This is a genomic window from Mesosutterella faecium, assembly GCF_022809315.2.
Lineage (GTDB): Bacteria > Pseudomonadota > Gammaproteobacteria > Burkholderiales > Burkholderiaceae_F > Mesosutterella > Mesosutterella faecium.
Genome location: NZ_JAKZJU020000001.1, coordinates 1 through 24,937 on the forward strand (window position 1 = coordinate 1; position 24,937 = coordinate 24,937).

The 24,937-nt window shown below is 54.1% G+C and carries 38 protein-coding genes; 32 read left to right on the forward strand and 6 right to left on the reverse strand.

Annotated elements, in window-relative coordinates:
* The 26 genes from MUN46_RS00005 to MUN46_RS00120 all read left to right on the forward strand — a co-directional run.
* On the forward strand, positions 1 to 312 hold a 312-nt coding region (locus tag MUN46_RS00005; RefSeq protein ID WP_422732576.1), incomplete at its 5' end, for an HK97 family phage prohead protease.
* Positions 313 to 330: 18 nt separating this feature from the next.
* A complete protein-coding gene (locus MUN46_RS00010) occupies positions 331 to 1,509 on the forward strand; it encodes a phage major capsid protein (protein WP_243377363.1) in 1,179 nt (392 codons plus the stop codon).
* Positions 1,510 to 1,564: 55 nt separating this feature from the next.
* The gene (locus MUN46_RS00015) at positions 1,565 to 1,747 is read left to right on the forward strand and encodes a hypothetical protein (protein WP_285230510.1); all 183 of its coding nucleotides are present in this window, start codon (positions 1,565 to 1,567) and stop codon (positions 1,745 to 1,747) included.
* Positions 1,740 to 2,060: a head-tail connector protein gene (locus tag MUN46_RS00020; protein ID WP_243377362.1), complete on the forward strand. Its 321-nt coding sequence runs from the start codon at positions 1,740 to 1,742 to the stop codon at positions 2,058 to 2,060. The genes MUN46_RS00015 and MUN46_RS00020 overlap by 8 nt, the downstream gene beginning before the upstream one ends.
* Positions 2,061 to 2,068: 8 nt before the next feature.
* Positions 2,069 to 2,419, forward strand: a complete 351-nt coding sequence (locus MUN46_RS00025) for a phage head closure protein (RefSeq protein WP_243377361.1) — start codon at positions 2,069 to 2,071, stop codon at positions 2,417 to 2,419.
* Positions 2,406 to 2,894, forward strand: coding sequence for a hypothetical protein (locus MUN46_RS00030; RefSeq protein ID WP_243377360.1), 489 nt, complete (start codon positions 2,406 to 2,408; stop codon positions 2,892 to 2,894). Before MUN46_RS00025 ends, MUN46_RS00030 begins: the two co-directional genes overlap by 14 nt.
* Entirely contained in the window at positions 2,891 to 3,457 is a 567-nt protein-coding gene (locus MUN46_RS00035) for a phage tail terminator protein (protein ID WP_243377359.1), read from the forward strand. Before MUN46_RS00030 ends, MUN46_RS00035 begins: the two co-directional genes overlap by 4 nt.
* 9 nt (positions 3,458 to 3,466) lie before the next feature.
* The gene (locus MUN46_RS00040; RefSeq protein ID WP_243377358.1) at positions 3,467 to 4,942 is read left to right on the forward strand and encodes a phage tail sheath subtilisin-like domain-containing protein; all 1,476 of its coding nucleotides are present in this window, start codon (positions 3,467 to 3,469) and stop codon (positions 4,940 to 4,942) included.
* A 10-nt stretch (positions 4,943 to 4,952) separates the two neighbouring features.
* Positions 4,953 to 5,318 carry a phage tail tube protein gene (locus MUN46_RS00045; protein ID WP_243377357.1) on the forward strand — a complete coding sequence of 122 codons (366 nt, stop codon included), beginning with the start codon at positions 4,953 to 4,955 and terminating at the stop codon, positions 5,316 to 5,318.
* Entirely contained in the window at positions 5,315 to 5,602 is a 288-nt protein-coding gene (locus tag MUN46_RS00050; protein ID WP_243377356.1) for a phage tail assembly protein, read from the forward strand. Before MUN46_RS00045 ends, MUN46_RS00050 begins: the two co-directional genes overlap by 4 nt.
* Before the next feature lie 135 nt (positions 5,603 to 5,737).
* Positions 5,738 to 7,189, forward strand: a complete 1,452-nt coding sequence (locus MUN46_RS00055; protein WP_243377355.1) for a phage tail tape measure protein — start codon at positions 5,738 to 5,740, stop codon at positions 7,187 to 7,189.
* Positions 7,189 to 8,406 carry a DNA circularization protein gene (locus MUN46_RS00060; protein WP_243377354.1) on the forward strand — a complete coding sequence of 406 codons (1,218 nt, stop codon included), beginning with the start codon at positions 7,189 to 7,191 and terminating at the stop codon, positions 8,404 to 8,406. Before MUN46_RS00055 ends, MUN46_RS00060 begins: the two co-directional genes overlap by 1 nt.
* A gap of 5 nt (positions 8,407 to 8,411) precedes the next feature.
* Entirely contained in the window at positions 8,412 to 8,780 is a 369-nt protein-coding gene (locus MUN46_RS00065; RefSeq protein WP_243377353.1) for an SANT/Myb-like DNA-binding domain-containing protein, read from the forward strand.
* A 52-nt stretch (positions 8,781 to 8,832) separates the two neighbouring features.
* A complete protein-coding gene (locus MUN46_RS00070; RefSeq protein WP_243377352.1) occupies positions 8,833 to 9,954 on the forward strand; it encodes a phage baseplate assembly protein in 1,122 nt (373 codons plus the stop codon).
* Positions 9,951 to 10,484: a phage baseplate assembly protein V gene (locus tag MUN46_RS00075; protein WP_243377351.1), complete on the forward strand. Its 534-nt coding sequence runs from the start codon at positions 9,951 to 9,953 to the stop codon at positions 10,482 to 10,484. The genes MUN46_RS00070 and MUN46_RS00075 overlap by 4 nt, the downstream gene beginning before the upstream one ends.
* Before the next feature lie 7 nt (positions 10,485 to 10,491).
* The gene (locus MUN46_RS00080; protein ID WP_022443418.1) at positions 10,492 to 10,644 is read left to right on the forward strand and encodes a hypothetical protein; all 153 of its coding nucleotides are present in this window, start codon (positions 10,492 to 10,494) and stop codon (positions 10,642 to 10,644) included.
* 81 nt (positions 10,645 to 10,725) lie between these two features.
* Entirely contained in the window at positions 10,726 to 11,142 is a 417-nt protein-coding gene (locus tag MUN46_RS00085) for a phage GP46 family protein (RefSeq protein ID WP_285230511.1), read from the forward strand.
* Positions 11,139 to 12,179: a baseplate J/gp47 family protein gene (locus tag MUN46_RS00090; protein WP_243377349.1), complete on the forward strand. Its 1,041-nt coding sequence runs from the start codon at positions 11,139 to 11,141 to the stop codon at positions 12,177 to 12,179. The genes MUN46_RS00085 and MUN46_RS00090 overlap by 4 nt, the downstream gene beginning before the upstream one ends.
* Complete coding sequence (locus MUN46_RS00095) at positions 12,170 to 12,793, forward strand: YmfQ family protein (RefSeq protein ID WP_285230512.1); 624 nt, start codon at positions 12,170 to 12,172, stop codon at positions 12,791 to 12,793. The genes MUN46_RS00090 and MUN46_RS00095 overlap by 10 nt, the downstream gene beginning before the upstream one ends.
* Positions 12,793 to 13,545: a phage tail protein gene (locus tag MUN46_RS00100; protein ID WP_243377348.1), complete on the forward strand. Its 753-nt coding sequence runs from the start codon at positions 12,793 to 12,795 to the stop codon at positions 13,543 to 13,545. Before MUN46_RS00095 ends, MUN46_RS00100 begins: the two co-directional genes overlap by 1 nt.
* Before the next feature lie 77 nt (positions 13,546 to 13,622).
* Positions 13,623 to 13,796 carry a hypothetical protein gene (locus tag MUN46_RS00105; RefSeq protein ID WP_022443423.1) on the forward strand — a complete coding sequence of 58 codons (174 nt, stop codon included), beginning with the start codon at positions 13,623 to 13,625 and terminating at the stop codon, positions 13,794 to 13,796.
* Positions 13,797 to 13,804: 8 nt separating this feature from the next.
* Positions 13,805 to 14,644, forward strand: a complete 840-nt coding sequence (locus MUN46_RS00110) for a hypothetical protein (protein ID WP_243377347.1) — start codon at positions 13,805 to 13,807, stop codon at positions 14,642 to 14,644.
* The gene (locus MUN46_RS00115) at positions 14,641 to 15,003 is read left to right on the forward strand and encodes a hyaluronate lyase N-terminal domain-containing protein (RefSeq protein WP_243377346.1); all 363 of its coding nucleotides are present in this window, start codon (positions 14,641 to 14,643) and stop codon (positions 15,001 to 15,003) included. The genes MUN46_RS00110 and MUN46_RS00115 overlap by 4 nt, the downstream gene beginning before the upstream one ends.
* A gap of 8 nt (positions 15,004 to 15,011) precedes the next feature.
* A complete protein-coding gene (locus tag MUN46_RS11755) occupies positions 15,012 to 15,527 on the forward strand; it encodes a hyaluronate lyase N-terminal domain-containing protein (RefSeq protein WP_422732577.1) in 516 nt (171 codons plus the stop codon).
* 9 nt (positions 15,528 to 15,536) lie between these two features.
* Entirely contained in the window at positions 15,537 to 16,028 is a 492-nt protein-coding gene (locus MUN46_RS11760; protein ID WP_422732578.1) for a hyaluronate lyase N-terminal domain-containing protein, read from the forward strand.
* A gap of 9 nt (positions 16,029 to 16,037) precedes the next feature.
* Positions 16,038 to 16,928 (forward strand): hypothetical protein, encoded by an 891-nt coding sequence (locus tag MUN46_RS00120; RefSeq protein ID WP_243377345.1) that lies wholly within the window; start codon positions 16,038 to 16,040, stop codon positions 16,926 to 16,928.
* Between the two features lie 503 nt (positions 16,929 to 17,431).
* Here the strand turns inward: MUN46_RS00120 and MUN46_RS00125 are convergent.
* The gene (locus tag MUN46_RS00125) at positions 17,432 to 17,581 is read right to left on the reverse strand and encodes a hypothetical protein (RefSeq protein ID WP_285230513.1); all 150 of its coding nucleotides are present in this window, start codon (positions 17,579 to 17,581) and stop codon (positions 17,432 to 17,434) included.
* A 268-nt stretch (positions 17,582 to 17,849) separates the two neighbouring features.
* Here MUN46_RS00125 and MUN46_RS00130 point away from each other — a divergent pair, with 268 nt between their 5' ends.
* The 5 genes from MUN46_RS00130 (at position 17,850) to MUN46_RS00150 (ending at position 20,588) form a co-directional block, all read left to right on the forward strand.
* Positions 17,850 to 19,088 carry a radical SAM/SPASM domain-containing protein gene (locus MUN46_RS00130; RefSeq protein WP_243377344.1) on the forward strand — a complete coding sequence of 413 codons (1,239 nt, stop codon included), beginning with the start codon at positions 17,850 to 17,852 and terminating at the stop codon, positions 19,086 to 19,088.
* A gap of 110 nt (positions 19,089 to 19,198) precedes the next feature.
* Positions 19,199 to 19,351: a hypothetical protein gene (locus tag MUN46_RS00135; RefSeq protein ID WP_243377343.1), complete on the forward strand. Its 153-nt coding sequence runs from the start codon at positions 19,199 to 19,201 to the stop codon at positions 19,349 to 19,351.
* A gap of 54 nt (positions 19,352 to 19,405) precedes the next feature.
* On the forward strand, positions 19,406 to 19,615 hold the full coding sequence (locus MUN46_RS00140) for a hypothetical protein (protein WP_237980357.1): 210 nt from the start codon (positions 19,406 to 19,408) through the stop codon (positions 19,613 to 19,615).
* Between the two features lie 20 nt (positions 19,616 to 19,635).
* Positions 19,636 to 20,097, forward strand: coding sequence for a lysozyme (locus tag MUN46_RS00145; protein ID WP_243376914.1), 462 nt, complete (start codon positions 19,636 to 19,638; stop codon positions 20,095 to 20,097).
* On the forward strand, positions 20,094 to 20,588 hold the full coding sequence (locus tag MUN46_RS00150; RefSeq protein WP_243376912.1) for a DUF2514 family protein: 495 nt from the start codon (positions 20,094 to 20,096) through the stop codon (positions 20,586 to 20,588). The genes MUN46_RS00145 and MUN46_RS00150 overlap by 4 nt, the downstream gene beginning before the upstream one ends.
* Positions 20,589 to 20,913: 325 nt before the next feature.
* Here the strand turns inward: MUN46_RS00150 and MUN46_RS00155 are convergent, their stop codons facing one another.
* Together MUN46_RS00155 and MUN46_RS00160 are read right to left on the reverse strand one after the other, a co-directional pair.
* Positions 20,914 to 21,318 carry a hypothetical protein gene (locus MUN46_RS00155; protein WP_243376911.1) on the reverse strand — a complete coding sequence of 135 codons (405 nt, stop codon included), beginning with the start codon at positions 21,316 to 21,318 and terminating at the stop codon, positions 20,914 to 20,916.
* Positions 21,319 to 21,324: 6 nt separating this feature from the next.
* A complete protein-coding gene (locus tag MUN46_RS00160; protein WP_243376910.1) occupies positions 21,325 to 21,549 on the reverse strand; it encodes a hypothetical protein in 225 nt (74 codons plus the stop codon).
* Between the two features lie 327 nt (positions 21,550 to 21,876).
* Here MUN46_RS00160 and MUN46_RS00165 point away from each other — a divergent pair, with 327 nt between their 5' ends.
* On the forward strand, positions 21,877 to 22,302 hold the full coding sequence (locus tag MUN46_RS00165; protein WP_243376909.1) for a helix-turn-helix domain-containing protein: 426 nt from the start codon (positions 21,877 to 21,879) through the stop codon (positions 22,300 to 22,302).
* Positions 22,303 to 22,487: 185 nt separating this feature from the next.
* On the opposite strand, the gene MUN46_RS00170 is transcribed toward MUN46_RS00165, so the two are convergent.
* From MUN46_RS00170 to MUN46_RS00180, 3 genes are read right to left on the reverse strand one after another with little or no spacing between them, the layout of a single operon-like run.
* Positions 22,488 to 23,258: a DUF1828 domain-containing protein gene (locus MUN46_RS00170; RefSeq protein ID WP_243376908.1), complete on the reverse strand. Its 771-nt coding sequence runs from the start codon at positions 23,256 to 23,258 to the stop codon at positions 22,488 to 22,490.
* Between the two features lie 2 nt (positions 23,259 to 23,260).
* Positions 23,261 to 23,800 (reverse strand): hypothetical protein, encoded by a 540-nt coding sequence (locus MUN46_RS00175; protein WP_243376907.1) that lies wholly within the window; start codon positions 23,798 to 23,800, stop codon positions 23,261 to 23,263.
* The gene (locus MUN46_RS00180) at positions 23,790 to 24,851 is read right to left on the reverse strand and encodes a tyrosine-type recombinase/integrase (RefSeq protein WP_243376906.1); all 1,062 of its coding nucleotides are present in this window, start codon (positions 24,849 to 24,851) and stop codon (positions 23,790 to 23,792) included. The genes MUN46_RS00175 and MUN46_RS00180 overlap by 11 nt, the downstream gene beginning before the upstream one ends.
* Positions 24,852 to 24,937: the final 86 nt, after the last annotated feature.

Genomic DNA, 24,937 nt, shown 5'->3' on the forward strand with positions numbered 1-24,937 from the left:
TACGAGTGGAACGAGGCGGGCGGCAGGAACATCAAATCGGTTTCCGGTCTCCGCGAAATCTCGGTCTGCACTTTCCCGGCAGACGACCGGGCGAGGATCGGTCTCGTGAAGTCTGAAGACATTCAGAAAGCAGTTTCAATTCGAGAGCTGGAAGAGAGCCTGCGGGATGCCGGCCTGTCGAAAGCTCAGGCTCAGGCCTTTATTGCTAAGGCCAAGGAGCTGATCATCAGCGAAAAGGTTCAGAGGGATTCTGAGTCTGAGGCTGAAAAACAGGTGTTGGCAAGAATTAAGGCCATCGCCGAAAGGTTTTAACCACTAAAGGAAATACAAATGGCAGAAGATATCAAAATCGCTCTCGAGGCTCTGAACAAGATTGACGCCTCCATCGCGACCATGCAGGAATCCGTCAAGAAGGGCGAAGCCGCCCAAGCGGACGTTCAGAAGAAAATTGACGAACTGGGTGAAAAGCAGGTGCTCTTTTCCCGCCAGCTGCTCGACATTCAGCAGAAGGCTCAGAAGGCCGATGGCTCTGAAGTCGCCGACAAGTCTATCGGTGCGCAGTTTGTGAACTCCGAGTCCTACAAGCGCTTCAAGGGCGTGACCGGCGTTCGCTCTGCGTCCGCTGTTGTCGCGAACAAGGCGGCAGAAAACCCCGTCACGTCCGCGCAGGCTCACCTGACGCCGTACCGCGTCCCGGGCATCGTTCCGCTCGAAACCCGCGAGCTTTCGATTGAAGCCCTCTTCCCGAAGCTTCCGACCTCTGCTCAGTCGATCGAGTACCTCCGTGAAAAGACCTTCACGAACGGCGCCGCGACCGTTGCTGAAGCCGCAAAGAAGCCCTCGTCCGCGTTCGAGTTCGAACTCATGCAGACTCCGGTGCAGGTGATCGCCCACTGGACGAAGATCACCCGCCAGCTCGCTGACGACGCCCCGGCTCTTCAGGCTTTCATTAACGCCCGCATGATCTACGGCGTGAATCTCGCGGCCGAGGATCAGCTGCTTTCAGGCAATGGAACTTCTCCCAATCTGTCCGGCATTATGGCGACAGGAAACTACACCGCCCAGGCGTTCAAACTCGCTCAGCTGGGAGGATCCGGAGCGACGATGCTTGATCTGCTGCGCATATCCTTCGCGACCGTCAACGCCGCGGGTTACCGCACCAGCGCCGTTGTGCTGAACCCGATGGACTGGGCTGTGCTGCAGGGCCTCAAGGCCTCTGACGGTTCTTATCTGCTCGGATCTCCGGCCAACAGCTTCTCCGCCTCCACGATCTGGGGCGTGCGCGTTGTAGAGTCCGCCGCGATGGCTCAGGGTAAGTTCCTCGCCGGCGATTTCGCCCGCGCCGCTACGGTGTACGACCGCATGCAGACCGTGGTTGATATTGCCGCGCAGAACGAAGACGACTTCATCAAGAACCTCTACACGATCCGTGCGGAGCGTCGTCTTGCGCTGGCGGTTGAGCACTCCACTGCCGTTATCGGCGGCGCGCTCAGCGTTCCCACGGCCTGATAAGTCCGTAAACGCTTGACAGAGGCGGGAGGGGAAACTCTCCCGCTTTTCTTATATGCGCATTGAATTTCTCAAGGACTGCCTTTCGATGATCGGCCGCCGGAAAGCGGGCGATGTCGAAGAGGTTTACGACCCGTACGCCCTTGTGCTGATTGAGTCTGGGCTTGCCCAGGCCGCAAAGCCTGTCGCTGTGAAGCCCGTTCGGTCCCGCAGGGCTAAGGAAGAAAAAAATGAGTGACTATTTCGGCGCCGTGACGCTTGATGCCGCAAAGAAGCAGCTTCGCGTTGATTACGCCGATGAGGATGAGCTCATAGTCACCTACATCATGGCAGCGACCGCTCAGTGTGAGCAGATCTGCGGTCGTGAAATTGTGAAGCGATCAGATGAGAACGCGCTTTGTGACTCTGTTGACGATGTTCCGGAGGCTGTCAGGACATGGGTGCTTCTAACTGTGACAGATCTTTACGAGCACCGCGGGGCATCAGAGAGCCCTATTGCGACTGGCAGGCGGTTCTATGACCACCTGCTCGACGGCTATCGGATCTTTTAGGAGGCCGTATGCAGCTTCCAAAAGTAGGCGAATTGAAGCGTCCCATCGACATTTACAGCCTGGACACGAGCCCGAAGGATGCCTCCGACAGTACGAATAACCTGACGCTGAAGCTGCACGCCTGGGCGAAGGTGGAGGTGATCGGCGGGGTGAACTACTGGGGATCGGTGCAGGCGGGATATGACGTGACTCACCGCTTCATCGTCCGCTACATGGATGGAACGCGGCCTCAGGACCTGACTCATGCGACAAAGGTCCTCTACGAGGGCGTCTGGTATCTCGTGAAGCGCCTGACGGACATGAACGATGCCCACCGCTTCACGGCTTTGGAATGCGAGGCCCAGTATGGCGCTTCTTGATGTCGAGGTTCGCTTCCCGAAGTGCTTTAAGTACGCCGACTTCGATGTGAAGACACTAAAAAGCGGACTTCGGAAAGAGGGACGCGAGATCGCGCGAGTCGCAAAGAACCTTGTTCGCCAAAAGGGCGTTTCAAAGCCGGACGAATACCCGGGACGGGACACCGGCGTGCTGCAGAAGTCCATCAAGCCCAAGCCCTCGAGGTCCGGTTTTTCGGTGGTGATCAAGCCCTGGAAGACGGACCAGATGGGGAAGGATTTCTACCCGGCATATGTCTATTACGGCCACAGGGGTCCCAGAACGCGGACCGCGGCTGACAACCGGAGAAGGAAGAAGACTGCCGGGAAGAAGGTGGCCCAGCCCCGCAAGAACTTCATGGTGGACGCGACAAAGATGGTGGGCGAAGACCGCATCGAATCGAATCTCGCGCACCTGATGGACAAGGCGCTGGCCGCGAAGGAGATCACATTTAAATGAAGCTTGCACCGATTATCGAATGCCTTCGCGAGAACTGCCCGTCCTTTGAACGCCGGGTTTTCGGGGCCTACGCGTGGTTCAACATCGACGACAGCGTGAGTCCGGCGATGCCCTGTGCGTTCGTTCTCCCGTCCGGCGTGACCGCGGAAACGGCGACCACATCGACCAAGTACCGTCAGCCGATTGAAAACCACTTTTCGATCAACATATGCGTTTCGCTCACGAGCGACGACGCCCTGGGGAAAACCGGGCACGACTACCTCGAAGATCTGAAGGAAGAGGTTTTCAAGGCCGTGCTGGGGCTTCCGCTTGGCTATCCGGAGCAGACAAACCGGATCATTTATTTCGAGAGCCAGAGCGTAAATACGTCGGCTTGCAACCGCGCGAGGCTCGTCGAGACGCTCGACTTTGCCTACGGCGAGCTTTTGATGGGAAGTATTACGGCGCAGCAGCGAATCATTGACGCCCTGCCGGTTCTGCAGTCTGTAAGGCTCAAAGCTAAAGATTTTTCCACTACGGACGAGGATGACAAACTCGTCACCGCTGAACTTTTAACTAAATAAGAGGCAACTATGGCAGTTTCCTTCTCCAACATCCCGTCCGGGATTCGCGTTCCGCTTTTTTATGCGGAGCTCGACAACTCTCAGGCTAATACGGCGACGAGCGTTCTGAAAACGCTGCTGATCGGCCAGATGACAAAGGGCAAGGCCACGGCCCTTAAGCCGCAGCTTGTTTCTTCCTCCGCCCAGGGCGAAGAACTGTTCGGCCACGGCTCCCAGCTCGCGCTGATGAACACGATGTATCGCAAGAATGATACTTTCGGCGAGGTCTGGTGCATTCCTGTTGCTGATCCGACCGGGACCAAGGCTTCCGCTACGGCAACCATTTCCGGTACTCCGGCTGAGGCGGGCACGATCAATCTTTACATTGGGTCGGTGCGGGTAGCTGTCGCTGTTGCGACTGATGATACGGCGACCGCCATTGCTTCGGCCATCGCTTCTGCTGTGACCGCCAATGTCGACCTTCCGGTTACAGCCGCCGCGGCCGCCGGGGTGGTGACCTTCAACGCGAAGAACGCGGGCCTTGTCGGAAACGACATCCAGCTTGGCGTGAACCTGCAGGGCTATTCTGCCGGCGAGGAGCTTCCCGAGGGCGTGAATGTTGTGCTGACTGCGTTCTCGGGCGGGACTGGAACGCCTGATCTGGCCGGAGTGGTAGCTGCGATGGGCGAAGAGCAGTATGACGTGATTGCCTGCCCGTTTGCGGATGCGGCGAGCCTGACCACATTGGCGGAAGAGCTGAACGACAAATCCGGCAGATGGTCTCCGATGCGCCAGCTTTACGGGCACGTTTTCACGGTCAAGCGCGGCTCTGTTTCTGATCTTGTTTCCTTTGGAAAGAGCCGCAACAACCAGCACGAAACCGTCCTTGGCATCGAGTCCGCGGTGGCCTCCTCCTGCTCTGAAGTCCTCGGCGCATATGCCGCCCGGGCCGCGAGCGCTCTCAACAACGATCCCGCCCGTCCGCTTCAGACTCTGGAGCTGATTGGCGTGGCGGCGGCGCAGGCCGGCTCGAGGTTCAACCTCTCGGAGCGCCAGAGCCTCCTCACCTCGGGCATTGCGACCGAGTACACCCAGGGCGGCTACATGAGGATTGAGAGGGCGATCACGACCTATCAGACGAACGCCTTCGGGTCGGCCGACAACTCGTACCTGGATGACTGCACGCTCTTTACCCTCGCGTACATTCTGAGGGATCTGAAGACCGTCATCACGAGCAAATACCCGAGGCACAAGCTTGCCTCCGATGGCACGCACTTTGGCTCCGGACAGGCTGTCGTTACGCCCTCGATCATCCGCGCCGAGCTCATCGCCGAGTATCAGAAGCTCGAGGAGAAGGCTCTTGTCGAGAACCTGGACGCCTTCAAGGAGAACCTCATCGTGGAGAGGAACGCGGATGATCCGAACCGGGTCGATGTGCTTCTGCCGCCTGACCTTGTGAACCAGCTGAGGATCTTCGCGGTTCTCGCCCAGTTCCGTCTGAATTAAGGAGTGTTAAATGGCAAACCAGAGAATTTCAGGAACCTGCTATATCACGGTGGACGGCGAGGAGCTCAACCTGAGCGGATCCCTCCAGATCCCGGTCAACAAGTACACGCGTCAGGCCGTGACGGCCTCGGGCCGGGTGATCGGATATTCCGAAACGCCGGTCGTGCCGTCCATTTCAGGCAACTTCTACGTTGATTCGGATTTCCCGCTTGAGAAGCTGAGAACCGCGACTGACATGACGATCGTGGCGGAGCTTGCGAACGGCATGCGCTACACGCTCTCTGACGCTTTCCTCGCGGGCGACAATGCGAATTTCGCCCCGGAGGACGGAACGGTTCAGCTTGTTTTCAACGGCGTAAGAGGTGACTGGTCATGAGTCCGGTTGAGGTAAGTCTGAAGACACCGGTTAACTACCAGGGCACGACATACGAAAAGCTCTCTTTTCGCGTGCCGATCCTTGCGGACGTCCGGGCGCTCAAGATGATGGGCGATGAGAAGACCAACGCTGAGGCCTTTGATCATGTCATGCAATACGCGCAGCGTCTTTGCACAACCATAGATTCGAAGGCTTTCGGGCAGGTGACGGTTGAAGACAGCATGGCCATCGCGAAGGCGATAGCTCCTCTTTTTGGAGTGCCGCCGGTGGCTGAAAGCGATTGACGGCGTCGAGGAATCGATCTTTCGAATGGCGAGGTTCTGGAGCATGTCGCCGGAGGAATTCGGCGGCATGACTCTTGAGCGCATCTGCCAGTACGCGGAAATGACGAATAAGGTTCATGCCGAGGAGTGTGAGTGATGGCAGGGCAGGAATATTTACTGCAGACCGTTCTTCAGCTGAGGGACAATTTGTCAGCTCCGCTGAAGGATGTCCGCAGACGCATGAACGCGTTTGGAAGGTCGATTCGCGAGCTCAATCAGGCTTCGATGGATCTGGCCGGGGTGATCGCCAAGCCCTTCGCCATCCTTGCCGGCGCCGGCGGTTTTTCCATTAAAGGCGCGGTTTCTTCGTACCTCGAGCTGGCCGATGCGATTGACAAGGCTTCGATCCGGGCTGGAGTATCGGTTGAGGCTCTGCAGAAGCTTCGCTACGGGGCTCAGCTCTCTGGCATGACAGCCGATGAGCTCGACGGAGCGCTCACCAAGCTCACGTCCAACATGAGCAAGGCGGCCGCGGGTCAGAACGCCGACCTTGTGGCCATGTTTAAGCACCTTGGCATTGCGCTTAAGGACAGCAACGGGCATATCCGCAGCGCGGCCGATGTGATGAATAACCTCGCCCAGGCGGTGAAGAACAACGAATCGACTGCGGCGCGGATGCAGATTCTGACAGCGGCCTTTGGCGACAAGGTGGCAGCGAGGCTGATCCCGCTTCTCAAGGATGGGGCCGAGGGGCTCCAGGCTTTCGGAAAGCGAGCCGAAGAGCTGGGCCTTGTCATGTCGGCCGCGGACGTCAAGGCGGCCAACGAGTTCGGCGATCAGCTCTCCGAGCTCCAGTCGGTCACAAAAACGCTCTCTACCGCGATCGGATCCAGGCTCCAGCCGGTTCTTCAGGGCCTGATCGAGCCTATGGAGCAGACGATCGTCAAGTGCCGGGACCTGATTGCGACCAATGTCCAGTATTTTGTGGAAGAGCTGACAAAAGAGCTGAAAGACGTCAACTGGCAGTCAATGATCCAGGGCGCGTTTGATTCGATCCGTGCTTTCACGGACTTCATTCGATCCGTTGGCGGCGTATCGACGATTCTGAAGGCTTTTGGCGTGCTGATCGGCATGGACCTTGTGATCAAGGTCGGGGCGTTTGTGAAATCGATCGCCACAGTGATCGGTGCGCTGAGGCTCCTTGGAGTCGCGGCCATGACGAATCCTGTGGGACTTGTCCTTACGGCGCTGGCCGCCGGCATTGCGCTGGCCATCAAGTTCAAAGACACCTGGATGCCGGTGCTGGACAGCTTCCTCGACAAACTGTCCGCTGTCGGCGGTTTCCTGAAGAAGCTTTTTGGTGAAACTGAAGAGTTGTCGAGCCGTGGGAACAGGCTCTCCGACAGCTACGGCAGGCTTCCTGCGGGTTTCAGGGGCGTGGACGAAGGCGTGGTGGCAGGCAACGGCAGAGTGACCGCCCAAAGTGAAGTGCGCCTTCGCATCCAGACGGATAAGGGAACAACGGTTAGGACAGAGGGCGTTGCGTCGCGCGGTCCGATGTCGCTTACGACCGATTACAGCTATGACGCGATTCCGGGGACTGATTGATGGCTACTTTTGAAGAAAAGCTGTGGCCGGCGTCTTTCCGGGGCGTGCCGTTCAACGCAACGGCGAGCACGCTCACGATTGGCCGCCGGACGCATGTGTTTGAATACCCGCAGCGCGACAAGCCCTTTGTCGAAGACTTGGGCAAAAGCGCTCGCGAAATCACTCTGACAGCGGTTTTCGCGGGCCCCGAGTACATCACTGGCATGAACCGCCTGCTTGAGGCGATGGAGCAGGAGGGCTCCGGCGTCCTCGTCCACCCAATGCTTGGCAGCATGACGGTGACGCCCAAAGCAACGACCAAGGTCACTTATTCGACGACCAAGCTCGGGTTTTCGTCCGCCGATCTCGTTTTCGTCGAATCCGGGGACTATGTTTTCCCGACTTCCTCGAATGATACGGCGGCGGTAAGCGCCTCGGCCTCAGAAACCCTGAAGCAGAGCGCACTGGACGCATTTCTCGACAAGTTTGATCTTTCCGGCGCCCAGGACTTCGTGAAGGCGGCGGTTACGGGAAATCTTTCGAAGTTCTTCGAGCTCAGCGACTACAAGGAGCTCTGCCGGCTGTTTTCCGTGTCCGACGAGATGTCTGAGCTGTCGGCCAAGGCAATTTCCCTTGTGAGCAGCGATGTCGAGGTGTTTGCGAAGACCGTCGTCGACTCCTTCGGGTATTCGAGGCTGGCTTACAGCGTCAACAACTGGAGGCGTGTGACGAGGCTTTTGAGCCGCCTGGTGAGATCGGACGGCATGAACAACGATTACCAGACGGGGCAGGTTTCCGATGAAGAAGCGAGAACGACGGCTCAGTCTTCAACCCTCCAGTCTCTTGCTCGTCAGACGCTGCTTGCTGAGGCCGTTTCGGCGTCGGCTAAGGTTGGCGGTGATGAAGATACGGCAGAAGGCGGCATAGCCTACGAGGACATGATCGCGGTGCGCGACCAGGTTCTTGCGGCGCTCGACGCTGAGATGCTGGAGACCGAGAGCGACGATGTTTATCTGGCGCTGGAAGACGCCCGATCGGCGGTGTCTGATGACATGACGACTCGGGCTCAGGACTCGGCTCGTTTAATATCTGTTACACCTCCGGACGTACAGCCGGCCCTGGTGGTTGCCTATAATTTTTATGAGGATGCCGATCGGGAGAAAGAGATCATCGACCGCAACGGCATTCGGCACGGCGGGTTCGTCCCCGCCAGGGAGTTGAAGCTTCTGAGCCGGTGACCGCCATGAAAAAGATCCTTGCTGTTGTTGCTGCTGTGCTTGGTGTTTGCTTAAGCGTCAACGCATTTGCGTATCATCGTGTTGCAAAAGAATGGGTTGATGCAGAAGGAGTAAAGCATCAGGAACTTATCTTGGTTCCAGATCCTCCAGGAACAAAGTATGCCCCTTATAAATTGACGCGCGAGCAGGAGCTTAAAGCGGATTATGAGCGGAAATTAAAAGAAATACAGGAAGAGCAACGCTGGCGCGATGAACACAATAAGTTCGTAGAAAACGGAACAATAGGAAAATACACCAATTACTATAACCCTGTAACGAAGCAGAGTATTTTGGTAGATCCCAAAACCGGTACTATCAAAATAGATAAGCCTTAATGGGATTGGTTTAAATAGGAGCACCTCAAGAAATTGGGGTGCTTTTTTTTTTATGGCACCAGAAAACGAAGTCACACTATATATAAACGGTCGTAAATATATTGGCTGGCGGTCTGTTCAAATTGATGTCAGTGTGAATTCTTTAGTTCGCGTATGCGAACTTGGTGCGGCACGAACTTCCAATAGAACGAGTCTTTGCGATGGCATAGAAGAAGGCGCTGATGCTGTTGTTAAAATAGGTTCTGATACTGTTTTGACAGGATATGTCGTTAGCAAAAAAGTTAGCTATTCTGAAAACAGCACACAGATCCAAATAACGATTAAAAGTAAAACCGTTGATTTGGAAGAATGCATGATTCCGCCAAAAAAACCAAATCAATGGAAAAATGCGCGGATTTCTTCAGTAATAAAAACGGTGGCTGGGTATTACGGAATAGAAACAATTGATAATGGCTTAGCTAAAAACGCTCGGAATATTGATTTTTCTACCCACGAAACTATAGGCAAGGGGATCGTAAACCTGCTTAAAGCTGACAGCCTTCTTATAAATGATGATGAATTTGGTGATTTAGTTATATGCGATATTGGTCAAAATGGTGACGCTCATGACCAACTTATATATGGTAAAAATATTTTGAGTGGGTCAAGGGACCACGATATATCAAAGGTTTTCAAAACATATGTTGTTATTGGGCAAGGCACAGATCCGGAAAGTAAAAGCAAAAATCCGGCAAATTCTTTGTCTGAGCCTTCGGAAAATGCAGAGTTTCCTAGAAATAGGGTCTTGGTTACTGAACAATCAGGAAATAGAACAAGAAAAGAGCTTAAAACTAGAGCAGATAATTTAAAGTTCAATTCTGTAGGAAATGCGGATGTTTTAACCTATCAAGTGCAGGGTTGGCGGCAAAGCAACGGGGATTTGTGGAAACAAAACATGAATGTCGTAGTAAAAGACCCAATGCTTGACATTAGCCAAACGCTCTTTGTTTCAAAAATTAGCTATAAGCTTGATCAAGACGGATCTACGACAACGATGGTGCTGAAATCCCATTGGGCGTTTGCGGTGACGGATCTACCAGATGCCGAAAAAGGCAAAACGACCAAAAAAACTAAAACGAAGCAGGCCAAGAAAGGAACGACATTCCTTGCCAAAGCGGGGTCCGGCAAACTATGAGCAACGGTCTGATTGATCTGGTCACGAGAGGAGTGCTGCTGGCCAAGAACGCCGCCCGGAAGATGCGGACGGTGCAGGTGCAGCTCTTTGCCGATGACCTGCGGGACGATGTCGAGCATTTCGAACCGTACGGCTTCACATCCGAGGCTAAAACGGGGGCTGAAGTGCTTGCGGCCTCCCTGGCAGGCGACAGAGAGCACACGATCGCTTTCTGCATCACCGACCGGCGCTACCGCCCAACGGGACTCAAGGATGGCGAGGTCTGCGTTTTTGACGATCTGGGGCGAAAGGTCTACTTCTCTCGATCCGGGATCGTGGTCGAAGGCAAGGATTCGCCAGTGACAGTAAAGAGCTCTGGATCTGTGACGATTGACGCGCCCGAGACCACCATCACGGGAAAGCTGATCGTGAATGGGGACATTCAGGGCAAGGCCCAGATTTACGACTCGAAGGGCCGGATGCAGAGTATCAGGGACACCTACAACGGACATACGCATAACGGCGGCGTTAGCCCGGATCAAAAGATGTGAGGTGAAGATGATTGATTACGACAAACTGGCAGAAGATGAAGCGCAAAGACTTTTTATGAAGATTTTTGCCAAAGGCTTTGTGGCTGGTGGCGTGACGGTATTCATCTTTGTTGTTCTGCTTGTAGGCGTGATTTTTTGCGTTTCTTATTTCATGCGGTAAATCTGCGCTCTTTACCGCCGAGGAAAAGTAAAACCCAGTCAGACGGGCATCTGGCTGGGCTTTTTCGTGGAGCTTGATCAAATGATTCTGATGCTCAACGGCGTTGAGTCGACTTTGTCCGATTTTTGTGACGATGAGTTAAGACGGGCTGTGTACAACAGCCTTTTTTCATGGGCGCGGGCTTCGGATTCAGACGAGCTCCCTGGGGACTCGAAGCAGGGCTGGTGGGGTGATACCTACGCGGATGACACCGGCGATCAGTTCGGGTCGAAGCTTTGGCTGCTGGCCCGCTCGAAGGTGACTCAGGAGACGCTGCTTAAAGCGCAGGAATACGCCGCGGCGGCGCTGCAGTGGATGATCGATGACGGCATTGCCAAAAGCGTAGACGTTTCCGCAGAACGGGGAGGTGCCGACCAGCTGAATCTCACGGTCACGATTCAGAGGCCGAGCGATGCAGACCTTATCGGCATGAGGTTTCAAGACATTTGGAGCGAATGATGGCATTTGTTAGACCAACACTGCGGGAGCTGATTTCCCGCATCAGCTCGGGAATCCAGTCGCGCCTGAGCGTTCCGCAGGTGCGCAGAAGCAATGCGACTGTTTACAGCCGGGTGCTGGCAGGGGCGAGCCATGAGCTGCACGGCTTCATTGAGTACGTCTCCAAGCAGATTTTCGTCGACACGGCAGACTCCGAGCATCTCGACCGCCATGCTTCAATCTTCGGGATCACAAGGAAGGCCGCTTCGAAAGCCTCTGGAACAGTGAAATTCAGCTTTCAGGACGGCGTTGTGAACGTGCCTGTAGGGACCATTCTGCAGGGCGGAGACGAGCAGCAGTTCCAGGTGACTGTCGCTCCGGATTCGAGCGGCGTTGCGTCTGTTGAAGCTCTGGTGGCCGGCGAGGCGGGGAACATCGAATCGGGCGACACTCTCACGCTGATCTCTCCGATCGAAGGCGTGATGTCCGAGGCTGAGTCTCAGGGAATAGCGGGCGGAGCTGATGCAGAGGACGACGAAAGCCTGCGGGCCCGCGTGCTCGCAAGGCAGAGAGAAACGCCGCACGGCGGAACCTCATCCGACTATGTCCAGTGGGCGCTGGCCGTCCCGGGGGTGACTCGAGCCTGGTGCTATCCGCTTGAAAACGGGGACGGGACCGTTGTCGTGAGGTTTGTCTGCGACGATCTGGCTGACATTTCACCGACCACCGAAATGGTGAAGCAGGTCCAGGCCTACATCGACGAGAAGCGCCCGGTGACCGCCGATGTGACAGTCATGGGCCCGACGCTTAAGGCGGTCGACATCGAAATCAGCACGCTCACGCCGGACACGTCTGACGTCAGGGCGGCGGTCGAGGCCGAGCTTAAGGACCTCTTCATGAAGGAAAGCGAGCCCTCGAGAAGCATTTATCTGTCGCACATAAGAGCGGCCATCTCCGCAGCCGCGGGCGAAGTCGACCACACTCTTGTTTCCCCGACTTCCAATCCGACGGCGGGGACTAATGAGCTGCTCACCCTGGGGACGATCACATGGAACTGACGACGCAGGAAGAGTACTCCCGGATGCTGAAGCAGTTGCTTCCTCCTGGTCCAGCCTGGCCGAGGGGCGACGCCACATCCCTCATGGGCATGATGATCGAGGTTTGGGCCGAGGAGTTCAGCCGCGTTGATTCCCGAGTGCGGACGCTGATGCGAGAAGCCGACCCTCGCTTCGCGGTGGAGACGTTTGAGAACTGGCTGGACGACTGGGGATTGCCTGACGACTGCATTCGAGCCTGGTCCAGTGCCAATCAGACGACGCTGCGCACACTGCTCATGTACAAGATCAAGAACATCGGCAGGCAGGATCGGTCCTACTTTGTCGAGCTTGCAGAGATGTTCGGATACCGAATCGTCATCGATGAGTTCCGCCAGCACTCCGTGCAGTCAACCTCAATGGACGCTGTCTGCGGGGAGAACTGGCGGCACATCTGGCGGGTCGACGTAATGACAGGGGCCGGGTCGGTTATGGGGTACCACAACATGCTGGGGCCGGTGAACGAGGCGCTCGCCTGGTGGGGCGACCGACTTATTGAGTGCCTGATCAAGCGGTACAAGCCAGCTCATACCGACTTGTATTTCGGCTACTACAGCTTTGAAGGAGACAACGCGTAATGGACAGGATCTTTCTTTCCGGCGCCGTGCAGAACGAGCCCAACATTCCCGATGACGTCGACCCAGGGTATCCGACAGACGGTTCGTCCGGCGGCGGCATAGCGTCAACCGTTCCCGGGGCCATCTGGTACAACGCGGTCATGATGGAGCTGATCAACGCGATCAAAGGCGGTGGCGTTACCCCCGACAGGCATGACAATGCCCAGCTCGACGCGGCCATCAAGGCCCAGATCAAGACCGTGAATCAGGCTCTGTCAGACGCAGTGGCCCAGATTCAGGCCAAGGTGGCTCAGGTGGAAATCGTACCGGCAGGAGCCATTATGTTCTTTCCGACTTCTTCTTCTCCGAACGCGAACTGGCTGATTTGCAACGGCCAGGCGGTGAGCCGCTCGGCCTATGCGGGCCTGTTCTCCGCGATTGGGACCAAATATGGCTCGGGCAACGGGAGCACGACATTCAATTTGCCGTATCTGATCGACAAGACGGTGTGGGGCGGGCAGAGCAACGTTGGCGAGCAGAGAAGCGCCGGCCTTCCGAACATTACCGGCACCTTCCTGAACTGGACTCGTGGGAACGCCTCGGCAGACGGTTCTTTCTACGCGTCAGATGTCACAAGCCGTGGTCTGAAGGGCGGATCCGGCGGTGATGAGGGGCGGTATCACTTCGACGCCTCTCGCTCCAACGGGATTTATGGACGGTCAGGCACAGTGCAGCCTCCGGCTCTTGTTTTGCTCCCGTGCATTCATATTTAAGCTTTTAGTAGAAAGACAAGCCCCGCCCAGACGGCCATCTGAGCGGGGTTTTTGTTATCGAGAAGAAACGGTTCCCGATGAATGAAATTATACCCGTGCTGGCGGCACTTCTGCCGCTGAGAGAGGCCATGATGAAGCCAGACAAGGAACTTCCTGCTTATCTGCGAGTGTTGCGTTGGGGAGTGACGATCTTTGTTCTCGCTTACGGGATCCTGCTTATTGCCGAGAAGATGAAAAGCATTTTCTTTTAGAGGTAAAGATGAAGAGACTTTATTACTCAGACGCGTCTGACACGCCGCCTTCTCCGCCCAAGAATCCGATCACAACTCAATATCCGCAGGATGGAAACAGAGCGAAAAAGCAAATGCCGACAGTGATCGGGGCCTACTGGTATCACATGATCACCGAGGAATTCATGGCGGTGATCGAGCAGGCCGGGCTGGAGCCGTCGCTTACAAACCTGCATCAGCTGGCGGATGTCTTTGCTGACTTCAAGACGCGGGCCGCAGGGGCCGAGGCTTACAAAACAGCGGCTGAAGCGGCCGCGACCCGGGCTGAAACGGCCGCTAACGGCGTTGTCACCGAAACTGCTTCAAAGATTAAGGAAATTGACGCCGAGGGCGACAAGCAGGTTAAGGCTGTTCAGGACGCAGGATCAACCGTTTCTTCGGATATCGAGGCAGGTAAAACCGCCCTGCAGACCAAGCTCACAGAGCTGATTGCAAAGCTGGATACAGAGGGAGGAACCGAGGCCGCTTACGTGAAGCAGCAGGCGCAGGACATCCTCGATCAGATCACAACCTCTGAATCTAATGCCAAAACATACGCTGAGAATGCTGCGGCCAGCGCGTCCTCTGCTGCAACCACGGTTTCGGATGGAAAACAGGCGATAACAGATCTTCAAGCGGCTGCAACAGCGGCAGTACAGGCGCAGCAGACCACTTCTGTTAAAGCTGTGAGCGATGCTCAGAGCACCGCGCAAACCGCTGTTGCATCCGCTCAGTCCGCAGCTGTTTCTGCTGTCAAAGCTCAGGAAACGGCCAGCCTCCATACGATTGAAACAGAAATGGAAACAATTGATCTTGGAGGGCTGTCATGAAATCCAAGTATCTGCAGCTTCGCGGAGGGACGACGGATCAGAATGACGCTTTCACAGGAAAAAATCGGGAGCTTACGGTCGACACGGACGAGAAGCGCCTTCGGGTTCATGACGGCACAACGGCCGGCGGCCATCCCGTAGCGAAAGCGTCCGAGATTCCAACAAAGACAAGCGAGCTTGAGAACGATGCCTTCGAGACAAAGGCCATTCTCAGCAAGCTATCACAACTGACGGATGACGTGGGGTACTGGAAGAAGGCGAAGCTCACGAAGCTCTCTCAATTGGAGAATGACACGGGGTTCGTTGCCGGTCACTGCACCTACTGCACCTACTGTTCGTACTGCACAAACTGCACATGAGGTTTTAGATGTCTTTAAAGGAAATCTTGTGGAAGGGCGGAACTGCGGCCAAGAATGATGCCTACACCGGAGAGCCTGGTGAAATCACCATCGATACGGACAATCACCGCATCAGGGTGCATGACGGAGCGACCGCCGGAGGAACGGCTCTGGCCCTCAAGTCCGACCTGCCGACAAAGCTGTCCCAGCTGACTGACGATGTTGGAATGTGGGCAAAGGGCGCCCTGACAGCCCTGTCTCAGCTGACCGATGACGTTGGCTATTGGAAAAAGTCAGGTCTGACGAAAATCTCTCAGCTCACGAACGACAGCGGCTTTCAAACCGGGCACTGTTCGTATTGCTCTTACTGCTCGTACTGTTCACAGTGCAATAACTGCCTCAATTGCAACACGGTTCAATGTACGACCGTGAACTGCACAACCGTAAATTGCACAACCGTTAAGTGTTCTGTTTATACAGACTGCAGTTACTGCAGCAACTGTGATTGCAACTGTGATTGCAACTGCAATTGTTGTGACGCATAAGGGGCTGTTATGGTTAAGAAAATTCTTTTAAAGAGAGGAACGATCACAGCCACATCCGTCTACACGGGCAAATCCCGCGAAGTCACCGTCGACACAGACAAAAAAATCCTTGTTGTGCATGACGGAGTAACGGCGGGCGGAACAAGTCTTGCCAGGCTTTCAGAGTTGCCTACAAAACTATCTCAGCTGACAGAGGACAGCGGAATCTGGACAAAAAATGCTCTTACTCTTGCGAGCCTTACAGACGATGTTGGGTACTGGAAAAAGTCTGATCTAACAAAAGTCTCACAGCTCACTAACGACAACAAATACAAGACCGCGCACTGCTCCTATTGCAGCCATTGCACGTACTGCTCTAACTGCGGGCGCTGCAACAACGTTCACTGCAGCCAGGTTCAATGCGGTCAGGTTCAATGCAATCAGGTGCAGTGTTCGCAATGTTCAGGGCAATGCACAAACTGTAGCAATTGTAGTGGCAGCAGTGACTGCTGCGACAACTAGGGGGGATTTATGAAAAAAATAGCAGCGTGCGCCCTTGAAGACCACAATCATTTTGTCAATATTTTCGTTACTGACGAGGCCATGAGTGTTGCGCTATTTTCGCCGTATAGCGGGGACCAGGACGCGATCTCTTCTGACCAGTGCGGAACCTTTTTGAATCAGCACAACACATCCCCCTTCATGCTCAATAACGGAATCGTTGTGGCGGGAGCAGACCTCAAGGAAGGTCTGGCAGGTAAATTCATCTGCATTGGAAAAACTACGTATTTTTCCAGCCCTGTTGCCGCAAAAAATGCTTCTGTAGAGTGTTATGGGAGCGGGGAAATCACGGATCGTCGCTCCATGGCGTGGTTTGTAAAAAATGGATGGCTTTCTGCCCCGACCACTCGTAACCCGATGAGCTACTTCACGAAAGCAGGGACGATGCGCACTTTGCAGCTTGAACGCATGCAGCTTGCGGTACAGCTCATTATGCCGTTTGCCTCTGAGTCGGTGACGAGCGACTACAACAGCATTCAGTTCAACTACTCTCCCACATACGGGTATCGTTGCAACCTTCCTGTTGAAGAATTCACGCTTGAACAGCTCCAGAATCACGGGAACGGATGGTCTCCGAACCCGGTTTTGGCTCTTTCTGGTCCTGAATCGACCGAGGAAGACAAAGATGCGGAATTCTCTGTCTCCATGTCATGGGAAGACGGAACAGCAATTGAACACGATTCTGAAATTTATATTGATTCCACCGGTGGATACGTTCCTCTGCGCAGGCTTGAACTGAGCAATGGAGTGGGTAAATTCCGCATCCGGGCTCTGGGTCTCAAGGCAGGCGAGTCGTTCAAGGTGAAGGTGGGATGGCGGTATTTCACTGGTGCGGCTGAAAAGACGGTGCTCGTTGTATGATCCGGCGCCTGAATATCGTACTGGGTGCGGCATGCAATAGGCATTGCTCCTACTGTTGCCAGGCGGCTCCCGCAGACAGGTTGTCGTGCGGCAAAACAGACTGGTCGGATCTCAGAGAAAAGCTTCGCTTTTATAACGAGCGTGGCGCCTTCAGAAAGCTTGAGCGCATCAGTTTCTGGGGTGGAGAACCCATGCTTTATTGGGGCGTTGTTAAGGCGCTCTACCAGGTTCTGTGTGACGACGGCGTTTATCCAGAATCCATTTACCGTGTTGCTACAAACGGGGATCTTATAAACGAAGATTATGTGCAGTTCGCCAACAGCACCCCAGGGTGGCTGACAACGGTGAGTTGGCACGACGGTTCTATATCAGAGAGCCAGTGGTCAGTTCTGAGACGTCTTGCTAACTGCTTTATAACGGGTCTGGTCACTAGCCGGTGGAGAGATGAAATTCCTGCCATGAGAGATAAATATGAATCTCTTGGCCTGAGCCTGCCGGTACAGCTATGGCCAGTCCACCTTGTGGGCCAGTGCTCTGAGGATGACAAGCTCACCGCTAAAAGCGTTGATGATGCCCTTGAATACATTCGAATCCTTGTCGCCAACCCTCAGGACCGTTTTTCTGCGTTTCTTCGAAAAAGCATCATTGTCCATGCATCCAGGCGCGGGCGAGAGAGGCCTGATTGTGGGGACGAGTCGGTTCTAACAGTTGATTTACATGGCCGTGAATACCTATGTCAACACAATCCGGTGCCTGAGACATTGAGTTCTCATCGTCTAATGTCCGGAGCTGAAAACGTCAGAACTGGATGCCGCGAATGTGTTGCTTGGGACCATTGCGGAGGCGGATGTTTTCTTACTTCAAATCGAAAAGCAGAGTGCCGATTCTACCGGGGGTACGTTCGGCTAGGGAGATCTTTGAATGAAACTGCGTCTTAATGTTAGGGAGCGAGATGGATCGCGCCACGGGTGGGAATACGACAACGTGACGAACGAGCTGTGGCGAGAGGGCGAACTTCTTGATCTGTCGAAAGATGGGCGCTTATCACAGTATATGAGCGGCCAGACTCATAGAGGACAGGTTTTCTCCGACAGCAAGAGCAAGGATCTCTACGATCTGAGAATACAGTTAGGTCTCCGCTGCAACATGCATTGCCGTTATTGCGCGCAGTCGGATCGAGCTTTAGAGAAGGTGTGCTGGGGGCCCAAGGACGTACCCGCGTTCATCGCAAAACTCAAGGCCGGCAACGTCAATGTGACTGGCGTCATCGAACTCTGGGGTGGAGAGCCTTTTGTTTATTGGAAGACTATTAAAAATCTTGTCCCTCAGTTGCGCGAAATGTATCCCAACGTCCGGTTTGCCATGATCACAAATGGGACGCTTCTAACTGAAGACAAGATTTCATTCTGCGAGAAATATCGTATTGATCTTACATTTAGCCATGATGGACAGGGCTATCAGCTCCGCGGTGCGGATCCCCTGGACGATCCAAAAATGGTTGATCTGTGGAGGCTTGCGTTCTCAAAACTTCGCTGCAACATCAATTGCGTTCTATCCCCGGCAAATACAGATATAGAGCAGATCATTGAACACATTCATTCCCGACTCGGGGCTGTGCCTATCAACTTCGAAGGCATCATGACCCATGTAGGAGTGACAGATAAAGAATTGATGTTCTCAGACAAGCAGTTGCTCACGCTCCAAAAAAACATTTTTACAGCAATGACATCCGGACCGTGGGCTAAATTTCCGGCGCTGGAGCAGCAGTGCCGCAGCCTTATCCAGATGCTAGTGAATCGAAAGAGACTGAACCCGAGAGCAGTTAAGTGCTGCATGCATTCTCCTGATAATGCTGCAGTTAATCTCAACGGGGATGTACTTTCTTGCCACGATCATTGCACACCGGACAAGTTTGTCGGGAGGATAGAGGACCTGGAGGGCGTGGATATCTCTCGCTGTTTTAAACCATGGAGCGAGAGGCCGGAGTGCCGCAGATGCCTTGTGCTGTCCATGTGCCGCGGCGCATGCCCGCAGATCGAAGGGCTGGCGCGCACGCTCACCTGTAAGAATGAGTTCGCGTACAAGTTCGCAATCTTCCAGTCTGTGTTCTGGCTGCTGTTTGGCCTGACGCTCGAATCGTATGCGCCGGCGGAGGGCTGACCATGTGCACGACTCAGTCAAGATTTTTAGACAAGACGGCCGCCCGAATAGGCGGCTTTTTTAATTCCCCGAATCTAGCTAAGGGGGCTTTACCGATGGGAGTTGCTGGAATGGATTTTGCAGGACTGACGCTTGGCGAGCTGGTTCAGCTGCTGACTCTGATCTATACAGCGCTTCTCATCCTCGGGGCGATCCCGAAAGCGATAGCGGGCATCCAGGCGCTGAAGGATCGGTTTAGATCCAAGGGGAAGGAAGAAGAATAAAAGCAAACCCGGCGGGAGCTGGAACTCCGGCCGGGCACTAAATACACGACATAGATGGGTGGCATCTATATGGAAGATGATACCAAAGAAAGATTAGACAGGCTAGAGGCTTTTATGGATGAGCAAAGGTTGGAAAAAGTTCAGCAAGCCGCCATTGATAACTACAAAAAAGAGCGTTTCCATTATTGGAAAGAGAGAGTCTTAGTCGCTTGCGCTCTTATCGGAGGTGTTCTCGGCGTAATCGGGTTCGTCCGATCACTGTGAGGACTCAGGGAGCTTTTCTCATGAATCGCTATCAAATAGCAGCCATGACCGTATCAGCCGCCACGTTGGTAGGGATCGCCGGGTACGAAGGCTACTCCTCGGTGGCTTATGTTCCGGTAAAGGGCGATGCCCCGACTATCGGATGGGGTACGACAACGGGAGTGAAGAAAGGCGACACTATCGAGCCGACGCAGGCGCTCCAGAGACTGTACCGGGATACCGAGACGGCGAAGGCCGGAATAAGTAACTGCATCAAAGTCCCGATAAGCCAAGGGGAACTAGATGCGTATCTGTCGCTTTCTTACAACATCGGGGCCGGGGCGTTTTGCAAGTCGACGCTTGTGAAGAGGCTGAACCGCGGCGATTACGCCGGAGCGTGCTCGGAGATTAAGCGCTGGTGCTACTTCAAGGGAAAAAAGTTACCCGGTTTAGTCGAGAGAAGAGAGAAGGAATACCGGACGTGCTTGAGGGGGCAGCCATGACAAAACTAACGCTACTGAAAATTCTTGCCTTCATTGCATACATAGTTACGCTCTTCGCCGCCGGCTACCAGTACGGGCACCAGAAGACAGCTGCGGCCTACGAGGCACAGATAGCGAAAGACAGGGCCGCACAGGCTGAAGCGGCCCAGAAACTCGAAACCGAATACAGGGAGAAAGAAAATGAAAATGCAAAGAGGGTCGCTACGGCTCTGGCTGCGCGAGACAAGGCTCTGGCTGATGCTGGCGCTGTGCGGGCTGACGCTGTTCGGCTGCGCCAGTCAACCAAAGACCTCAGTACTCAACTGTCCCGAGCCGCCGCAAGCCACGCCGCTGCCGGAGACAGTAGCAGCGAGCGACTCGGGAAATGCGAAGACCTTCTCGCAGAAAGTGCAGCGCTTCTCGGAGAAAGTGTCGACCTGGCAGCGGAAGGTGCAGGACTATCTACAAAAATAGCAGCGGATAAAGATACGATTCTGAAAGCTGTTCATTAATCCGGGCGACCATTTTCACCACTTGACGAAAATGATTTCGTTGTGGTAGCAGCGTGGGACTCTAACCATCACCGCGTTCGGTGAAGTGGGACTGGTGGCAGGAAGGGTGGCACGAGAAAATATCCCCGACTGGAAGCCCGTAAATACGAGTGGTACGCTCCCCTCCTCGGATACCACCATGGGGTTTCTCCCCGTCCCCCAATCGTTTCAAAATCATTGATTTTTAATTCATTCCCGCTTTTTCTTTGTTTCCCATTGTGTCAGAACAACCCTTTTTTCCCAAAAACAGGAGACTCACGCGGGGATTTTCCTGGGGAATCAATCCTCAGGTGCCGCGGCTTTCCCTGCCGGTTCTTCTGTTTAGTCCCGCCTGTATGCCTGCCGCACACCGCGAGCGGGCAGACTGATTCCGCCAGGCTTCAGCCTTTTCGTCATCCAAAGCGCAGCCCGGGACAGCACCGGGCAGGCCGAACCACTTCAGCACATCAGCACCGGGCTTTTGCCAGTTGAAATCCGGGAATAGTCCGCCAGGACAGAGTTTTTGGGAGAAGCTGCCCGCCCGCTCATGACAGGCAGCCTGAATCACGGCGCGCGCTGCCAGCGCTCCGCGGACCTGAGGAAAAAACAAAAGGAAATCAAGGATAAGGAGTGATGGCGGTGCGGGAGTCGGACTTGAAAATACAGCTTTATTCAAATTGTTATTAACCTGAAAGTCGTCTAATGAAACCACGAAAACTCAGTGAGTGATCCCCAGCATTTCAAGGAACAACTCATCTCGCCGGATGGACTCCGTGCTCCAGCGCTGAGCACCTTTGGGCGTCAGAACCGTCGTCGTTTCAACACAATCAAACCATTCCAGAATCTGAACAAGGGAATGCGCCTCAAGCCACCGCTTGAGGCCGCGCTCCAGTGTCAGCTCCTTGCCTTTCTCTTTGTGCCTTGCGCAGTACTTGTCGGACATAGGTATGGCGCCTGACATCCCGGATAGGCGCAGATGTGGAGCAGAGCCACGGTTTTTCTTTAATCAAACCAATATCATATCAAACCATTATTAATGTCTAAATATGATATTGTCTGAATCAGAAAGGAGGTGATGCTTACTGGATGAAACAAAGGTAGTACGGAAGTTCTCCTTCGAGATCAATCTCAAGATCCTCAAAGTCAAGATAGAGATCCCGAAGGAAACAACCGAAGAACGGAAAGCGGAGCCCCGTAAGAAGTAGCACCGCAAGCCCCCGGGAAACCGGGGGCGTCATCCGCCAAAGCAAGCACCTCCAAGGAATATTTTATGAGATACGCCGTAAAACTTACAAAGCTTTCAAATGGCAAATACAAAGCCGAAAGCGAAGATCTTGGCGCTTCTGTAACAGACGAATTCAGCACGGAGTCCGAAGCGCTCGATTTCATGTGCGAAGCCCTTCCGGGAATGATGTATCTCCTGTATAGAAAGCACAGGAAACCCATTCCCATGCCCAAAGCGGCCGGCGACCATTACATTTATGTTCCGGCTCGCGTTCAGGCAAAGATCCTTCTCTGGAACAAAATGATTGAGAAAGGAATCGGAGTCAATGAACTGGCCAGGAAACTCGGCATTCCCCAAGCCAACGCTTCAAGGCTCACCGACATGTCGCAGGATAAGGCGAGCATGGAGGCGATTGAAAACGCCCTGATTGCAATTGGCAGCCAGTTCGATCTTTCTACGGTTAACAACTAAATCAAGCCCGTCCTCCGTGCAATCGATCCTCGAAGATCCTACTTTTCCCACCCCAATCCGCTTTCAGCTCGAATAAAGCAAGCGGTGGAAACTCGGAGACGTTTTGGCCTGGGCGAATTCGAAAAGAAAGGCTTTCGCATGAAGCGCGACAAGGCCCCTGTAGACGCCGCAGGGGCTTTATTATTTCAGGCGAACCGAACCCGGTTGTCCGCATAGGCCGATTCATTGGCCGCTTTTTTTAACAATTCAGACAGAATGGCCACGTTCCCCGAACTGGCCAAAATGGCTTGGTATTTAAACGCTTCGTCTCGGTTCCCGGAATCATCGATAATTCCGTCAACACATATCCGGCCATGATTGCGGATGCCAGCTGCCTTTAACGCAAAGCCAGCGCACTCGTTTTGATTGGGGTACATTGCGTCAACAACGCGGTTATTGCCAACAGCGAGATCAAAATAAAAATCTTTGCCCCCCAGTCCTTTGATCCTGGGCTTCAGAGAAATCTTTTCTTCCGGAAGAATTTTGTTGTAGCAGTGCATGACTGTTGAAACGAAGTTCTCCCTGGATTTCGGCTCTCTCAAGTTTTCACGAGCCCACGAATCCAGATCAAGAACGGCTTTCAGGTATTTGGCGAACACGGAATAAACTGGCGTGGAGTCCTTTGCGATGATCTCCATCTCGCCGTCTGGCAGAAGAGTGACGCCTCTTTTCAGTAGAAAATTTTTCAAAGAATTTCTTTTTTTCCCGTTCCTGAAGTCCATCCCGGCCGCCAGCATGGAATGAACGGTCATGCCCTCGTCGAAGAAACGAATAAGCCCTTTGGGGAACTCCCCGAAAATATAGAAGGCATCTTCATTGACAAAGCGGAAGGGGGTTTCAATCTCATAAGCTGGCGTGCCGTCAACCGTAGGGACGGCATAGGAATCGAAGCCCAATGTTTTGAGTTCCAGAGACATTTTCACACCAGCTTGAAATCATTCGGATCAATATCGTCAATTGGTTTGTCTAGTTCCATGTTAGACATTTTCAGGAAGAAATCCAGTTGTTCTTTGGGATTACCAAGAGCTTTCGCTTTATCTTTGTCAAACCTCTCTCTTTTCTTTCCTCTGTGGAAATGCGGCCACCTTTCAGTGTTTTCGCTGTTTGGCTCGAGAGGAGAAACTACGTCCACGTCAACAACCCGCTCATTTATTCCTGTATCCGGATCTTTTCGCCACAGAGTCATCGTCGAGCGAGAAATCTTGACCTTCTTCAGCCTGTCCGTCTGAACGATCCGGACAGACAGTTCCTTCATTGTCGGCCCATCCTTCCTCTTGACAGGCATATACATGGATCGCTCCGAAGGAATGTCTGAAGCTTTTTGCCTGCTTCGCCTTCCCTTTTTCTCTACCTCCTGGGCCTCGTAGATCCATTCCTGAACCATTCCGACCTTAGGGACGCCTATAACCTCATCGGCTATTGAATCGGAAACGCCATTGCCATTGCCCTTAATAGCCATGATCATCAGCCCCCGACAGTTTCTCGGCGATTTCTTCAGCAGTAGGCCGATAGTATTTCATCAGCATCTTCAGGTCTCGGTGACCCGTGATGCGGGCGAGGTCGAGAACGGAGATCTTTTGCGCTGCTCTTGTGCAGAACGTTGCCCGGCCGTCGTGAAAGCGCAGCGCTTCTTTGATGACGTGCCCTGCAGAATCTCTAACCTCGCCCAGGCCGGCTTTGTTCCGGATCTTGTTCCAGAGAGCTTCCCTCGTGGATATAGCCAGCCCGAAGATCCGAGGCTCTACATCAGCCTGCTCTACAAGCTTGAAAATTTCCATCGCCTTGGCCGACAAAGGTATGTTTCTCGGCTGCTGGGTCTTAGTGACATCTGTCGGGATGCGCAGCACTTTGCCCGAAATCCACGAGCGTTCGATCGCAACGATTTCCCCGGCTCTCATCCCGGTTTCGCAGGACAGGCAGAAGGCCGCGACCACCATCTGGGTCTGATTTTTGGGAGTGTGTTTTCTGTCCCATCCGGCGATGAAACAGAGCCTGTCGATTTCCTCGTCCGTAGCCACCCTCTCCCGATGTGGCTCAGGAACAGGCCACTTAAATCCGTCCAGCGGATAAGAACTGATGTAGCCTCTCCTCATCGCCCAGTGAAGCACGGCACTGAGAACGTTCATGTCCCGCGACAGCGTCCCTCTGGTCAATCTCCTGCCGGTGCGGGGCGAGATGGTATTGAGGCGACGGGAAACGAATTCGTCGAAGTCTTTAACCGAAAGGGATCCGGCGGATAGTGCGGCTATGGGGTCGTTTTCATAGAAGCGAAGCCTGCGGTCCTCGAAAACGCAGCCTCTTTTCTTCGGAGTTTCCTTCTGCCGGTATTCCTCCATGATCTCGCCGAATGTCATGTCGGCGTGTATTTTCCCGGTTCTGATGCTTTCTTCGGTCTGGACCGCCCAGGCCATCGCATCGCGGCGATTAGTGAATGTTGCCGACTTGCGGACGCCGTGGAGGACTATTTCAGCCCGCCACTTGCCGCTGGGTATTTTTCTGAAGGATGCCATCTGATGCCCGTGCGTAAACGCATGCGTAATCTGTGCGTAGAAATAATCAGAAAACGCCAGTTATAGTAACTGGGGGTACCAGAAAA